The organism is Novosphingobium sp. B-7 (assembly GCF_000410615.1).
GTDB classification, from domain to species: Bacteria; Pseudomonadota; Alphaproteobacteria; order Sphingomonadales; family Sphingomonadaceae; genus Novosphingobium; species Novosphingobium capsulatum.
In genome coordinates this window covers 6,836-22,078 of the sequence record NZ_KE148525.1, presented here as the reverse complement: position 1 = coordinate 22,078, position 15,243 = coordinate 6,836, and the positions used below count along the sequence as shown (strand labels likewise).

Here is a 15,243-nt window from a genome sequence, read left to right as displayed (position 1 = left end):
CCCCCCCCCCCGCCATATCGAGCGCGACCTGTTCTGTCGCCGCTATGCCGATGCCCGCATCGTGCTGGCCGGCACCGATCCGACCGCCCGCGGGCATGCCCTGCTGGCGGTGGACCGCGACGATCTGGTTATCGGTGCCACACGGGCAGCGCGGCAGCATTTCCGCCTGGGTTCGGGCACGGCGATCTGCCCGCGTCCTCTGGGTGAGTTCCTCGGCGATGGCCAGCCCGCCAGCTTTGACGACGGCGATCGCGCGGTGCTGCGCCAGGCGCTGGCACGGGCCGGCGGCAACGTGAGCAGCGCCGCGCGCCTGCTCGGCATCGGCCGCGCCACGTTCTATCGCCGAATGGAGCGAGTCGGCCTGTCGCTGCGCCACTGACGAATCGCGTCTCGCGCCGCTGTCGAACGCAGTTCCACCGCGTTGCGCGGGCCATTTTGTGTGCGGTGGACGCTGCCTTGTGCAGTTTTTTTGGGGCGTCGCCGCGCGCAATGCAATTTGTGCAACTGCCCGACGCGGGACAAATTGCCATATCGTGCCATGCGATTGCGCCGATTAGACGGTCGCCATGATCCGCACCCGCCTTGCTGTCGTCGCGCTTGCTGCGCTTGCCGTTTCTGCCTGCGGCGGGGACAAGACCCACGATGCCCGCCTGGCCAAGGCCGGCCCCAACCCATCGCTGGCCGCGCTGATGAAGGTGGCCGATCCGCAGATCGGGGATCGCAAGGCCGCTGCATGCAAGGCCTGCCATACGTTTGATGCCGGTGGCCCGGATATGGCCGGGCCCAACCTGCATGGCGTCTATGGCCAGCAAATGGGCCGAAACCGCCCCAGCTTCGGCTATTCCGCCGCGTTGCGCGATGCTGGCGGCAAGTGGGACGCTGCCACGCTCGATGCCTGGCTGAAGAACCCGCAGGCGGTGGTGCCGCACACCGCGATGATGTTTGGGGGGATGTCCGACCCGCTCAACCGGGCAGACGTTATTGCCTATTTGCGGTCTCAGGGGCGCTAACGCACTCTTTGCACGACAGCACGGCTGTATGCACCCAGCATTTCTCGTCGCCCCGTGCTTGACACGGGGCCTGGCTACTTTGCGGTCTCGCCCTGCGGCGCTGCCCCAGGATACCATTGGTCCCAGAGATCCAGCCAATCGGGATTGTTCGCCTCGATCAAGGCGAACTTCCATTCCCGACGCCATTTCTTGACCAGCTTCTCGCGGGCAATCGCGGGCTCGATTTCCGCGTGGCGCTCGGCATAGACCAGCCTTGTCTTGCCAAAGTCGCCGACGTGGATCGAGCCGAAACCATCACGATGCTGCGCCACCCGCCGGATCAGATCCGATGTGACACCGACATACATGCCGCCGCGATAGCGGTTTGCCATGATATAGACCCAGCCGCCCTTGTCCATTTTGCCAGCATGCCAAACGCAAGGCGGCAAGGAAAGCCAAGCCCCGTGTCAAGCACGGGGCGACGGGTGCCCGTCTTCAAACCCTGCGCCCAGCATCCCCACACCCAACCCTCTCCCCCGAAAGGGAGAGGGCTTTTTGTGCGGCGTTTACTTGCCCGGATGCAGGCGGATGGCGGCGCCGCCGCCCGGCGCCAGCCACAGGTCGAGGGTGTCGCCCTTCTTCACCTGACGGGTGTCATAGGCGATCTTGTGGCGCGCGTCGGTTTCATAGGTCGCGCCTTCGCCGTCCTTGTAGATCGTGGCGGTGTAGGTCTTGCCCGGATCGAGCATGTCGAAGTGCAGCGTCACTGTGCGTGCGGTGGCATCGTTGACGCCGCCGGCATACCAGTCGTCGCTCTTGCGGTCCTTGCGCGCAAAGATCGCGTATTCGCCCACTTCGCCGGCGATCAGGTGGCTTTCCGACCAATCGGCCGGCACCTGGCGGATGAAGGCCAGTTCCTTGGGATGGGCGGCCAACGTTTCGATGAAATCGGCGGCCATCTGGATCGGCGAATAGATCGCCAGGTACAGGCCAAGCTGCTTGGCAAGGGTGGACGCCAGCGGCGCGTGCTTGGCGCCTTCCAGGCTCAGCACGCCCGGCGTGAAGTCCATCGGGCCTGAGAGCATGCGGGTATAGACCAGCGTCGGCTCATGGCTCGGCCCGTTGGCGAACTGGCCCCAGGCGTTGTATTCCATGCCGCGCGCGCCTTCGCGGTCGATCCAGTTGGGATAGGTGCGGCGCAGGCCGGTATCCTTCACGGGTTCGTGGGCATCGATGGCGATGTGATACTTGGCGGCCGTTTCCACCACCTTCAGATGGTGTTCCACCTGCCGCTGGCCATCATGATAGGCCATGGCATAGGTATCGGGCGTGGCACCGGGCGCGCGGATGCCGCCAGCGTCGGCGACATAGCCGGTCTTGACCGAATGGACGCCGAGTGCGGCATACATCTTCATCGCATCGTCAAGCTGGGCTTCGTAATTGGCGATGTTGCCGCCGGTTTCGTGGTGGCCGATCAGTTCCACGCCCTTCTTGCGGGCATAGTCGGTAACGGCCTTGATATCGAAATCGGGCGTCGCCTGGGTATAGCTGAAATCCTTGCCATTGCCGAACCAGTTGCCGTTCCAGCCCTTGTCCCAGCCTTCGACCAGCACGCCGCCAAAGCCGTTCTTGGCGGCAAAGTCTATGTATTGCTTGGTGCGGGCCGTGGTGGCGCCATGGTTGGGCCCTTCCGCCCAGGTCCAGTCGCCGCGGATCATGCCCCACCAGATGCCGATGTACTTCATCGGCTTGACCCAGCTGACATCGCCCAGCTTGTTGGGCTCGTTGAGGTTCAGCTCCAGATCGTTTTCGACAAGGCCGGCGGCATTGTCGGCAATGCGGATCGTGCGCCAGGGGGTGTTGAACGGCAGGTCACGCGTAACCTTGGGGCCGCCCGGGTTGGGCGACAGGGTGGAGCGGAAGCTGGTGCCGTCGATCCGCTTGAACCACATCGCTGAATAATCGACCAGCGCGGCTTCGTGGAACGCCAGGTGCGTGCCATCGGCCAGCTTCATGGTGATCGGGGTGTGCGCAGTCGAAACCCCATCGATCGGGGTCTTTTGATAGACCTGTTCATAGCGATTCCACTCGCCACCGGGAATCCACCAGGCCGTGCCGTTCTGCGCCAGGTTGAACTCGGTCAGCTCGTCGGCGATCTTCATCGTCGTCATCGCAGCCTGGGTGGGCAGTTCATAGCGCAGGCCAAAGCCGTCGTTGAACAGGCGGAAACGCACGTTCATTTCGCGGCCGCCCCATTCGGGCACCTGCTTGAACTTGACCAGCAGCTCGGTGTGGTTGTCGGTCACGTAGCGGCGCTCGCCCCAGGGCTGTTCCCAGGTGCTGGGCGCGGGCTTGCTGGCTTCGCTGCCGATGATGTGGTTGCCGCGCACCATGGTGGGGCCGTCGGTGAGGATGAAGCCGAGCGAGGACGCGCCGATCAGGAGCTTGCCCTTGCGCGATAGGCTGTAGGTGGGGCGGCCATCGCCATCGATCGCCACAGTCAGCACCAGGCTGCCATCGGGCGATGTGGCGGTGATCGGGCCATCGTTGACGGCGCCGGGGACAGTGGCGATCTGGGCCAGCGCCGGAACCGGGGCGCACGCGAGGGTCAGCGCCAGCGGCGCTGCGAGACGGGTGAGAACGGACATTGGGGGGTCAGATCCTCTCTTCGATAATCAGGGCGGCAAAGCCGGGCAGATAGCCCAGGCTCGCATCGTTTTCGGCGACCAGCACGGTGCCATCCTGGGCCAGATCCTGCGGCCAGGCGACGGGCTGGTTGCCCATGTTGATCACCACCAGCAGCGACTGGCCGGCAAACTGGCGTCGCGCCACGAGCAGGCTGGCATCGGCGTGCAGCACGGCAAAGCTGCCGTGGCGCAGGGCTGGGCTTTGCCGGCGCAGGTGCAGCAGGCGGGTAGTGAGCGCCAGCAGCGATGCCGGATCAGCTTCTTGCCGATCGACTGCGCGCGCGAGGTTCTCCTCGCCCAAAGGCAGCCAGGGGGCAGGGCCGGCGGTAAAGCCGCCCATCGCGCTTTGCGCCTGCCAGGGCAGCGGCGTGCGGGCGCCATCGCGCGACAGCGTCAGCGGCCAGTTGGCGATCGCTTCGGGATCTTGCAACTGCTCGAACGGGATATCCACTTGCGTGAGGCCCAGTTCTTCGCCCTGATAGACGATGATGTTGCCGCGCAGGGCGGCAAACAGCACGGCCTTCATCCGGGCATAGGCATCGCGTGCCTCGGGCGTGGCCCAGCGCGACAGGGCGCGCGGCGCATCGTGGTTTTCAAAGGCCCAGCTCGGCCAGCCGATGCCGGGTTCATCCGGCCACTTGGCCAGCACATCGCGCACCATCACCGGCGTGATCTGCGGGGCATAGAGGAAATCAAAGCCATAGGCGCTGTTGAGGCGCGCCGCGCCGGCAGTGTATTCCTTCATCTCGGTTTCGGCGAGATCACCGCCCACCTCGGCCACGGTGAACACCGCGCCATAGCTGTTGCACAGGCTGCGCAACCGCTCGATGAACGTGATGATGCCAGGGTGCGACTGGTTGTAGATCTTGAGCTGGTAATCGAACGGGCGGGTGCGGCGGCGGCCATCGTCGGGCGCGGGCGGATTGTCGCGCAGCGTGGGGTCGTGCATCAGGAAGTTGAGCGCATCGATGCGGAAGCCATCGACCCCGCGATCGAGCCAGAACTTCATCACCCCCAGCAGCGCTTCCTGCACGGCAGGGTTGTGCGCGTTGATCTGCGGCTGCTCGGCCAGGAAATTGTGCAGGTAATACTGGCAACGCCGTGCGTCCCAGCGCCAGGCCGGGCCGCCGAACACCGACTGCCAGTTCGACGGCGGCGAGCCATCGGGCTTGGGATCGGCCCAGACATACCAATCGGCGTGCGGATTGTCGCGGCTCTGGCGGCTTTCCACAAACCACGGGTGCAGGTAAGACGTGTGGGCATAGACCTGGTCGATCGTGACCTTGAGGCCCAGTTCGTGCGCGCGTGCCACCAGGGCATCGAAATCGTCGAGCGTGCCGAACACCGGATCGACATCGCAATAGTCCGACACGTCATAGCCGAAATCGCGCATCGGTGACTTGAAGAACGGCGAGATCCAGATGGCATCGGCGCCCAGCCGCGCGACGTGCTCGAGCCGGGCGGTGATCCCGGCCAGATCGCCCACCCCATCGCCATTGGAATCGGCAAAACTGCGCGGATAGATCTGGTAGATCGCCGCGCCGTGCCACCAGGGCAGGTCTTGGGCGGAAGACGGGGGCGTATGCTGGGTCATTGGCCTTGCTTGGAAGAAGAAGAGGAAAGGACGCGGCAGACAGCGCTGCCGTATGCGGGCAAGTCAAGCACGATCGAGCCGGGCGCGGCCACCATGGCCGGGCATTGGCCAAGCAGGCTTTCCAGCCGCCGGGCACTGGTGCCGATCGTGCTGGCCGCCTTGATCGGCTGGCCAGAGGTGTTGAATGCGATGAGATATTCGGCGCCCGTTACAGGATCGAACCGCGATACGCTGAACAGCCCCGGCTTTTCACCATAGCTGCGCGTCAACTGTGCCCCCCGCGCCAGGGCCGGGTGTGCGGCGCGCAGCGCGTTGAGCCGGGCGATCAGCGTGTAGAGCGGATGTGCGGGGTTGAAATTGTCCTGCGCCGTGGTGCGCGTGGTGCCCAGCAGCGGCTGATCGTTGTAGCTGGCCACCTTGCTGGCGAACATGTCCTGGCGGGCGGCCTGGTCGTTGCCGTGGCCGATCATGCCCTGTTCGTCGCCATAGTAGACCACCGGGCTGCCGCGCAGCGTCAGCAGCATGGTGTGGGCCAGCGCGGTGCGGGCCAGCAGTTCGTCCTGGCCGATGCCGGGGCGATCATGCTCGACCAGCCAGGCAAAGCGGCCGATATCGTGGTTGTCGATGAAGGTCGGCTGGGCAAGCGCCGCCTTGTCACCGCCTTCATAGAGCACGTCGCCGTCGAACAGGTCGGCCAGGACATCGGTGCCCTTGTCCTGCGCCAGCACCGCGCGCACCGCCGCGTGGAAGGCAAAGTCGAGCACGTGAGGATAGCCGTCGCGCCGGGTGAAGCGGGCGATATAGCCGTTGTCAGGGTTTTCCCGCGCCACTTCGCCAAAGATGGTGAAGTTGGGAATGCCCTGGCCCCGTGCGACCGCTTCCATTGCCGGAATGAACACCTGCCAGAAGCCGGGATCGACATGGCGCGCGGTATCGATGCGGAAACCATCGACATGGAACTTGCGAATCCAGTCACCGTAGATGGCGATCATCCCGGCGCGCACGCGCGGGTTTTCGGTGAACACATCGTCCAGCCCGCTGAAATCGCCGAAGCGGCTGTTTTCGCCGCTGAACGTGCTGTCACCGCGATTGTGGTAATAGCGCGGATCGTTGAGCCAATCGGGCACCTTCACATGCTCTTCCCCCTTGGGAATGAACGGCGTGTAGGCATAGGATGGATCGACCAGCCGGGCGAAGTTGGCATCGGTGGAATCGCTGTCACCGACAAAGCCGGGATTGATTGCCGGGCCAGCCAACCCGCCCTTGCGACTGTAGGGATAGTTGGCCTTGTCGCGATAGGGGGCGGCCGTGCCAGCCGGCACTTCGCGATACTGTATCACGTCGGCGGTGTGGTTGACGACGATATCCATATAGACCTTGAGGCCGTGCGCGTGCGCCGCATTCACCAGCGCGGCAAATTCGGCATTGGTGCCGAAGTGCGGATCAACCTGGGTGAAATCGGTGATCCAATAGCCGTGATAGCCTGCGCTCTCTTGCCCCGGTGCGCCCTGGACGGCCTTGTTCTTGAAGATCGGGCCAACCCACAGCGCGGTAAAGCCCATGCCCTTGATATAGTCGAGCTTGGCGATCAGGCCCTTGATGTCGCCACCGTGGTAGAAGCCCTTGTCCGCCGGATCGAAGCCCGACTGGAGGCGCCCGCCGGCAATGCCGCCGGCGTCGTTGGCGGTGTCGCCATTGGCAAAGCGATCGGGCAGCACGAAATAGATCGATTCCCCTGCTGCCGGTCGTGCCGCCACGGCTGAAGCCGCTGGAACGGGGGCTGGGGCCGCCATGGCCGGGGCGAGTGCGGTGGTGACCAGGGCCGCGGCAAGGGCACTGGCAAGGCGGGCGTTCATGCGACAAGTCCTTTGGGGGAAGGCGCCGCGCAATGGCGGGCGATATAGTCGGCGTGGGTGGGATAGGCCGCCACCTCGCGGGAAAACAGCGCGTGCAGCGTATCGAGCCAGCCGGCCAGGTCCGCTTCGGAAACCGCCTCGGCGAGGGCATGGCTGGTGGCCGGGATGATGCCCTGGCCAACCAGGACCTGGAGCCAGCCCACTTCGCTGAACAGGTCTGACTGATCGCGGAAGAGGTGGCCCGCGCTTTGGAACAGGGCGATCTTTTCTGCCAGGCTGGCGGGCAGGGGCAGGTTGCGACAGGCCTGCCAGAACGGCTCTTCACGCTGGTTGGCCCAGTAATGCAGCACGATGAAATCGCGGATGCGCGCCATCTCGTCGGCAAACTGGCGGTTGAACGTGTCGCGCACCGCTGCGGCCGGGCGGCAGGTCGGGCCGAACGTCATGATCCGGGCGATCATCGACTGGATCAGATGGATCGAGGTGGATTCCAGTGGTTCGAGAAAGCCGCTCGCCAGCCCCATGGCAATGACATTGTGCGACCAGGCTTGCTGGCGGCAGCCCGTGGTGAAGCGGATCACGCGCGGCTCAGCGAGCGGCGCGCCATCGAGATTGGCTAGCAGGCCGGCGGTCGCTTCATCGTCTGACAGGAACGCATCGCAATAGACGCGGCCATTGCCGGTGCGGTGCTGCAGCGGGATGCGCCATTGCCAGCCCACGGCGTGGGCGGTGGAACGGGTATAGGGGGTGAGCGGCGCCGCGCTGGCGCAGGGCACGGCCACGGCGCGGTTGGCCGGCAACAGGTGCGACCAGTCATCGAACCCCACGCCCAGCGTGTCGCCGATGAGCAAGGCCCGCAGGCCCGAGCAATCGATGAACAATTCACCGTCGATCACGCGTCCATCATCGAGCCGAACGGCCGTGACATCGCCGCTGGCGCCGTCGCGATCGACCGCGACGATCAGGCCTTCCTCGCGGATCACGCCCTTGGCCTGGGCATAGCGGCGCAGATAGGCGGCATAGAGGCCGGCATCGAAATGGAAGGCGTGCGGCATCTGCGGCACGTTGCGGTTGGTGACCGGGGCGCCATCGTGCATCTTGCCGGCGCGGGCGGCGAGATCGTTGACGCTGTAATCGCCCAGCGGACGGGCAAGACCAAGCCGATGCGCGCGCGACCAGAAATGGCGGAAGGCGCCCAGGCCGATATCGCGGCCGACATCGCCAAAGGCGTGAAGATAGCTGTGCCCGGGGCGCAGCCAGCCGGCAAATTCGATGCCCAGCTTGAACGTGGCGCCGGTGGCGCGAATGAAATCGGTCTCGTCGATGCCCAACGCCTGGTTGAACATGCGGATCTGGGGAATGGTGGCCTCGCCCACGCCGATCGTGCCGATCGCGTCGCTTTCCACCAGGATGATGCGGGTGTTCTCGCCCAGGAAATGGCCCAATGCGGCCGCACACATCCAGCCTGCCGTGCCACCGCCAACAATGGTGATCGAACGTGCTACTTGGCTGTCCATGGCCCTGTGCCCCCCGCAGGAAAGGATCGGGCGCGCAAACAGCGCCCTGCAATCCAATGCAATCGTGTCATGGCGGCGGCAGACGGTCCAGCCTGGACCGCCCGCCGCCTGAGGGAACTTACAGCTTGTAGCTCAGCGTCAGGTAGAAATCGCGACCATAGCGCTGGTAGTCGATCACCTGGCGCGGATCGTTGTTCTGGTAGGTGATGAACGGACGATCGGTCAGGTTCTTGGCCTGGAACATCACGGCCAGACCGGCAAAGCGCGAACCAGGCTGGAATTCGTACCCGATCTGTGCGTCGAGAATGCCTTCCGACTTGGCGGTGCGGTAGGTCGGGTTGGCCGACAGACCGGCCACTTCAGCCAGGAAGCTGGAGCGGAAGCGGTAGTTGGCGCGTGCCTGGAAACCGGCCTTTTCATAATAGACCGAACCGTTGGCCACCCAGTCCGACAGGCCGGGCAGGGTGATCGGCGCATCGGGTGCCTTGGCAAACACGATGCGGCTATCGGTGTAGCTGGCCGAAGCGAAGATACCGAAGCCATCGAGCGCCGGGGCGAACAGGCCGAACGGCAGCGACGCGGTCACTTCCGCACCCTTGACCGAACCCTTGCCGGTGTTGCCGGGCGAGGCGACCGGGCCGATGGTGGTGCCGATCTGATCGCGGATGCTGGCGGGCAGATTGGCGACAACGGCCTTGAAGTCATAGGGATAGGAGTTGTTGGGATCGACGAAATCGGTCAGGCGCTTGTAATAGAGCGCTGCCGAAACATAGCCGCCCTTGGCGAAGTAATGCTCGGCCGAAAGATCGAGGTTGGCCGACTTGTAGGGGCGCAGCGCCGCGTTGCCGCCGTTGGAGCTGAACAGCGGGCGGGTCGGATCGGTCGAGCCCAGGTTGGCCGGGTTGACCGAGAATTCCTGGTTGACGCGTTCCTGGTCAAGACGCGGGCGCACCATGGTGAGCGAGCCGGCGAGCTTGAGGTAGGTGGCCGGGGCCAATTCCAGGGCGAAGGCAGCGCTGGGCAGCACGTTCCAGTACTTGGCGCCACCGGTTGCCGGGGTTACGATCACGGCGCCGGTCGTGCTGTCGAAGTTCGAGAGCGAGCCGGTCGAGCTTTGATCGGTATAGATGCCCTGGACGCCTACGGTGCCCGACAGGCGCTTGCCGCCGACGTCACCGTCCAGCTTGATCATGGCATAGCCGGTCCAGACCTTTTCGGTCACCGAGTTGTCGCGCACCAGCGAGACCGGACGGTTGTCGTAAACCGAATTGTACGCGTTGTTGTACAGGTACATCGGATCGAGCGCGAGCATGCGCGGCACGCCGAGGTAGGCGAGCGGAACCGTGCCGATGATCGCGGCCTGCGGGATCGGGGCAAAAGTGGTGGTTCCGCTGCCCGGGGTGCAGCCGGTGCCGCCGCCCTTGGGGCACAGGAAGTACGACGTGAACGCCGAGGTCTTCTTGCGATAGCTGTAGTTGGCGCCAACTTCCCAGCCCTTGAGCAGGCCGCCCTGGGCGAATTCGCCATCGAGGCTGGCGCGCAGCGAGGCGAGGTCGTCCTTGAAGCTGGGCTTGTTGAGGAAGCCGGCCTGGACCACGGCGGTGGTGCCGTTGTAGCCCCAGCCGCGTGGATCGGTGATGCCGAAGTTGGCGGCGTTGCCATAGTCAAGCGTGGGCACGATATCGAACGTGCCGTTGCCGTTCTGCGAGATGTGCAGCGTGTCGCGCGCGCCGGCGTTGATGTAGCCGGTGCCCGAATAGTTTTCGAGCAGGAAGTCGGTGCGCTTGGCGTGGCTGTAGCTGGCATCCACCGTCAGGTGCATCGTGTCGCCCAGGCCGATCACGTTGTTCCAGCCGATCGACAGGTTGTCTGCCTTGCGCTGGTTGTAATCGTTGCGCATCACGGCCTTGACATTGCTGATCGTCGCGTCGGTGACGAAGCCGTTGTTCACCTTGTAGCCCGGCTGGATCACCGTGGTGTCACCACCGCCCAGGCCCGACCAATCGGGGAAGATCGGGAATTCGATGCCGCGCAGGTGCTGCGTTTCCTTGAAGTGCGAATAGAGCACGTCGAGCGTCGAATGCCAGTTGTCGTTCGGCTGGTATTCCAGCGTGGCAACCGCGCCATAGCGGTCCAGCATGTTGGACTGCACATAGGGCTTGGCACCCCCCAGCATCAGGGTCTTGCCATCGGCCAGGGTGGGGAAGCCCCAGGCGTTGTAGCGTTCATCCTGCGACGGGGCCGAGGTGGCCGAAACGCCGATGGCGATGCCAAAGGTGTCATCGGCAAACTTGTCGACGTAGGTGGCCGAGGCGCGATAGCCGTAGCGCTTGCCGTCCGGGTTGAGCTTCTGCATGCCGTTCATCTGGCCGCGCAGCTGGACCGCGATGACGCGGTTGGCCTGGGCGAGCGGGCGCAGCATGCGCAGGTCGACCGTGCCGGAAATGCCCGCCGCGATCAGCGAGGGATCGGCGGCCTTGTGAACCACCACGTTCTTGAAGAATTCCGACGGATACTGGTCATATTCGACGCCGCGGTTGTCACCCACGGTGACCTGCTCGCGGCCGTTGAGCAGCGTGGTCGAGAAATCCGGGCCAAGGCCGCGGATCGACAGGCGCTGGTCGCGCCCTTCGAGGCGCTGTGCGGTCACGCCGGGCAGGCGGGCCAGCGAGTCCGCGATCGACACGTCGGGCAGCTTGCCGATGTCTTCGGCCGAAACCGCTTCGACGATGGCGATGGAGTTGCGCTTGATCGAGGCCGAGGCATTGAGCGAGGCGCGGATGCCCGAAACCACGATGGCGCCCTGTTCGGGCGTGGCATCGGCAGCGGCCTGAGGAGCCTGCGGTGCCGGGGTTTCCTGGGCGAGGGCCGGGCTGCTGCCGGCCAGAACGGTCGCCAGCGCGACCAGCGAGCAGCGCAAGCCGCCCGCAGAAACTGCGTGATGTGCCATGATACCTTCCACTCCCCCAGCCGGCCTGCAGCCGGCTACGAACCTTGTTGGCGTGCCCATCGCCAAGGCGGCGATCGGCTGAATGCGCGACACCCGCCAGGTGCGTCATCCCGTCATGCGGGGATGTGACACCTGGTTCCACCGGATCTCGCTTGGTTTCAAATTACGCCGAAGCGGGCCGCGAGCGAATATGGCATACGTATACCATGCATTGTGTATGTCTTCGCGAATGCGGAAAAATCCATTGTATTACATATGTATAGGTCAATGCGTCATGCATTTGGATAGGCATTTTATCCGGGATCGTTGCATAATTTTGTTCTTATGCATAAGAATGGTAGCGATAATGCAGTCGCGAATCTCGGCTGAAGGGGAGAGTCGGCCATGGGGCGCAAGCCATCCAACAAGCCCACCAGCTTTGAAATTGCCTATCTTGCCGGGGTGTCGCAGCCCACGGTCAGCCGTGCCCTGCGTGGCAGCAAGTCCGTCAGCAAGGCCACGCGCGAAAAGATCGAGGCGATCGCCCGGCAGTTGAACTACACGGTCGACAAGAACGCCTCTTCGCTGCGCACGCAGCGCTCCAACACGCTGGCGCTACTGTTCTTCGAAGATCCGACGCCTGATGAATCCAACATCAACCCGTTCTTCCTGTCGATGCTGGGATCGATCACGCGGCATTGCGCAGCCAAGGGGCTGGATCTGCTGGTGTCGTTCCAGAAGCTGGAGGATGACTGGCACCGCCGCTATCAGGAAAGCCACAGGGCCGATGGGCTGATCCTGCTCGGTTATGGCGACTACACCCTGTATGAAAGCCGCCTGCGCCAGTTGGTCAAGGCGGGCACGCATTTCGTGCGCTGGGGATCGGTCGATCAAGGCACGATCGGTGCCACGGTGGGATCGGACAATTTCGGCGCTGGGCGCCTGGCGGGCGAGCATCTGATTGCGCGCGGCCGGCGGCGCATTGCCTTCCTGGGCCAGGCAGACAGCCATTATCCCGAATTCGAGCAGCGCCACGCCGGCCTGCTGCGCGCGCTGGCCGCCGCCGGGCTATCGCAAGATCCGGAATTGGTGGTCGATGCCATCAGTTCCGAGGAATCCGGCCATGGCGCGGCACGCGTGCTGCTGTCACGCGGGGTGCCGTTCGATGCGATCTTTGCCGCAAGCGACCTGATCGCGATCGGCGCGCAGCGCGTGCTCGCCGATGCCGGGCTGGCGGTGCCTGGCGACGTGGCGCTGGTCGGCTTTGACGACATTCCCGCCGCCGGTTTTGCCAATCCCCCGCTCACCACCGTGGTGCAGGATATCCGCCTGGCGGGCGAGGCGCTGGTGGAATCGGTGCTGGCCCAGATCGAAGAACGCATTCCCCCGCCTGCGATCCTGCCCACCCGGCTGGTGGTGCGGGCGAGCACGGGGGGATAGGCTTGGTCAAGGTCCGGCACCACCCACCGGCCCCCTCCTCTAAAGAGGATGGGTAGAACGCGTCGAAAAGCCCCATCCTCTTTAGAGGATGGGGTTGGGGGTGGTGGAAGCCTTGAGCAAAGCCATCAACGCATAGCATTCGTATGCATCTCGCCCCGCCGCCAACTCTGGCGCATCGCGCCTGTCTAGAAAATAGAGAGAGGACGCCATGAACACGCCGCAAAAGCCCGCGCAGACGTTCTGGGGGCTGTGGAACACGAGCTTTGGCTTTTTCGGCATCCAGCTGGCCTTTGCGCTGCAGAATGCCAATGTCAGCCGCATTTTCCAGGCGCTGGGCAGCAAGGTGGACGACCTGGCGTTCCTGTGGATCGCCGGGCCGGTAACCGGCCTGGTGGTGCAGCCGCTGATCGGGCATTGGTCCGATCGCACCTGGGGCCGTTTTGGCCGGCGCCGGCCCTATTTCGTGGCCGGGGCGGTGCTGGCGGCGCTGGCACTGCTGGGCCTGCCCAATACCCCGCTGCTGATCGCGGCTGCGCTGTTCCTCTGGCTGCTCGATGCCTCGCTCAACGTAGCCATGGAGCCATTCCGCGCCTTTGTGGGAGACATGACCCCGCCGCACCAGCGCGCGCAGGGGTTTGCCCTGCAAACCTGGTTCATCGGGGCTGGCGCGGTGCTGGGCAGCCTGGCCCCGGCGGCCTTCAACGCCCTGGGCATTGCCAATACCGCGCCCGAAGGGGTGATCCCGCCCTCGGTGCGCTACAGCTTTTACCTGGGCGCATTCGCGATGGTGGCGGCCGTGGCCTGGACGGCGCTGCGCGTGCGCGAATACAGCCCCGCGGAGATGGCCGCCTTTGCCGACGAGCCGGAAGCAGCCGCAGGCCATGAGCCGCTGGTCTATCCGGCGCGTGGGCCCCTGTGGATGCTGGGCGGCGCGGCGCTGCTGGGCGTGGTCCTGGCACTGGGGCTGGACAAGCAGTTGCTGGTGCTGGGCGGCGGCCTGGTGGCGTTCGGGCTGTTGCAGGTGGTCGTGCGGGCGCGGGCCAGCACCGGTACCCTGGCCCAGGTGATCAGCGATCTGGCACAGATGCCGCGTGCCATGCGGCAACTGGCCCTGGCCCAGTTCTTTACCTGGGTGGCGCTGTTCATCCTGTGGATCTACACCACGCCTGTCGTCACGCGCGAGGTGTTCCACGCTACCGATACCAGCGGCGCCGCGTATAATGCCGGGGCCGACTGGGTGGGCGTGATGTTTGCGTTCTACAATGGCGTGGCCGCGCTGGCAGCATTCGCCCTGCCGGTGCTGGCGCGGCGGATCGGCAATGTGCGCACGCATATGGTGGGCCTGGGCGCAGGCGCCGTGGCATTCCTGCTGCTGCTGGTGATCCGCGATGCCCATCTGTTGCTGCTGCCGATGGCGCTGGTCGGCGTGGCCTGGGCCTCGATCCTGGGGATGCCTTACGTGATCCTCACGCGGGTTTTGCCGCCGCGCAAATTCGGCATCTACATCGGCCTGTTCAACCTGTTCATCGTGATCCCGCAACTGATCGTGGCCACAGCCATGGGCGGTGTGATGCGCAGCTTTTTCCCCGATCAGCCGAAGTGGACGATGCTGGTGGCGGCGGTCGTCATGGCTGGCGCGGTGATCGCCATGGCGCGTGTGGAAGAGCAGGACTGATCAGGCGCGCAGCGCGGTCTCGAGCGGGGCCGCCAGGCGCTGGTGATCGCCCCAGTTGGTCGCCAGCGCCCTGACGCCCTCGGGCTGCACCAGCACCTGGGCGGTCCACAGGTTGTTGCTGCCATCGTGCCACAGGCTGCCGTCTGCCCGCACGACCCAGCCCAGCGCATAGCTGCCACCGAACGGCGGGGTGTGCAGGCGCTGCCAGGTTTCACTGCGTAGCATGGCGGCGCGGGTGCGGTGCGCATCGAGAAACGCCAGCATGGCCGCCATCGGCGCATGCAGCCGTGCGGCGGGCCCGGCCACGGCGGGATTGTCCGTCGGTGGCACGCCTGGCGGATGGGGTACGCCGTGTTCTCCTGGCCACCACGCGTGGCCCACCGGCTGGTCGAGCAGCCCGGGCGTGCCGGGCGCGCCAAAGCCGGCGCCAGCCATGCCCAGCGGCCCGAGCAGGCGCTGCTGCAACAGCACTTCCCACGGCGCGCCGCACGCTGCCTCCAGCATCGCGGCGGCAGCCACATAATTGCGGTTGGAATAGATGAACCGGGCGCCGGGC

Annotated in this window: 11 protein-coding genes; 4 read left to right on the top strand and 7 right to left on the bottom strand. The window is 65.1% G+C overall.

Annotated elements, in window-relative coordinates; translation table 11 throughout:
• A partial coding sequence (locus H926_RS35395) for a helix-turn-helix domain-containing protein (protein WP_305809486.1) occupies nt 1-379 on the top strand: 379 nt, incomplete at its 5' end.
• 187 nt (nt 380-566) lie between these two features.
• On the top strand, nt 567-1,010 hold the full coding sequence (locus H926_RS0124720) for a cytochrome c family protein (protein ID WP_022678621.1): 444 nt from the start codon (nt 567-569) through the stop codon (nt 1,008-1,010).
• A gap of 74 nt (nt 1,011-1,084) precedes the next feature.
• Here H926_RS0124720 and H926_RS0124715 read toward each other — a convergent pair whose 3' ends face one another.
• The 6 genes from H926_RS0124715 to H926_RS0124690 all read right to left on the bottom strand — a co-directional run bounded on the left by H926_RS0124715 (nt 1,085) and on the right by H926_RS0124690 (nt 11,593).
• Nucleotides 1,085-1,408 carry a GIY-YIG nuclease family protein gene (locus H926_RS0124715; protein WP_043611393.1) on the bottom strand — a complete coding sequence of 108 codons (324 nt, stop codon included), beginning with the start codon at nt 1,406-1,408 and terminating at the stop codon, nt 1,085-1,087.
• 147 nt (nt 1,409-1,555) lie between these two features.
• On the bottom strand, nt 1,556-3,637 hold the full coding sequence (locus tag H926_RS0124710) for a glycoside hydrolase family 97 protein (RefSeq protein ID WP_022678619.1): 2,082 nt from the start codon (nt 3,635-3,637) through the stop codon (nt 1,556-1,558).
• Between the two features lie 7 nt (nt 3,638-3,644).
• Entirely contained in the window at nt 3,645-5,270 is a 1,626-nt protein-coding gene (locus H926_RS0124705; RefSeq protein ID WP_022678618.1) for an alpha-amylase family glycosyl hydrolase, read from the bottom strand.
• Nucleotides 5,267-7,126, bottom strand: coding sequence for an alpha-amylase family glycosyl hydrolase (locus H926_RS0124700; protein ID WP_022678617.1), 1,860 nt, complete (start codon nt 7,124-7,126; stop codon nt 5,267-5,269). The genes H926_RS0124705 and H926_RS0124700 overlap by 4 nt, the downstream gene beginning before the upstream one ends.
• A complete protein-coding gene (locus tag H926_RS0124695) occupies nt 7,123-8,643 on the bottom strand; it encodes a tryptophan halogenase family protein (RefSeq protein WP_022678616.1) in 1,521 nt (506 codons plus the stop codon). The genes H926_RS0124700 and H926_RS0124695 overlap by 4 nt, the downstream gene beginning before the upstream one ends.
• Before the next feature lie 118 nt (nt 8,644-8,761).
• Nucleotides 8,762-11,593, bottom strand: a complete 2,832-nt coding sequence (locus H926_RS0124690; RefSeq protein ID WP_028658476.1) for a TonB-dependent receptor — start codon at nt 11,591-11,593, stop codon at nt 8,762-8,764.
• A 384-nt stretch (nt 11,594-11,977) separates the two neighbouring features.
• Here H926_RS0124690 and H926_RS0124685 point away from each other — a divergent pair, with 384 nt between their 5' ends.
• Nucleotides 11,978-13,012, top strand: coding sequence for a LacI family DNA-binding transcriptional regulator (locus H926_RS0124685; RefSeq protein ID WP_022678614.1), 1,035 nt, complete (start codon nt 11,978-11,980; stop codon nt 13,010-13,012).
• 208 nt (nt 13,013-13,220) lie between these two features.
• On the top strand, nt 13,221-14,687 hold the full coding sequence (locus H926_RS0124675) for an MFS transporter (protein WP_022678612.1): 1,467 nt from the start codon (nt 13,221-13,223) through the stop codon (nt 14,685-14,687).
• Here H926_RS0124675 and H926_RS30610 read toward each other — a convergent pair.
• Nucleotides 14,688-15,243, bottom strand: a 556-nt coding sequence (locus tag H926_RS30610) for a serine hydrolase (protein ID WP_022678611.1), incomplete at its 5' end; no start/stop codon positions are given.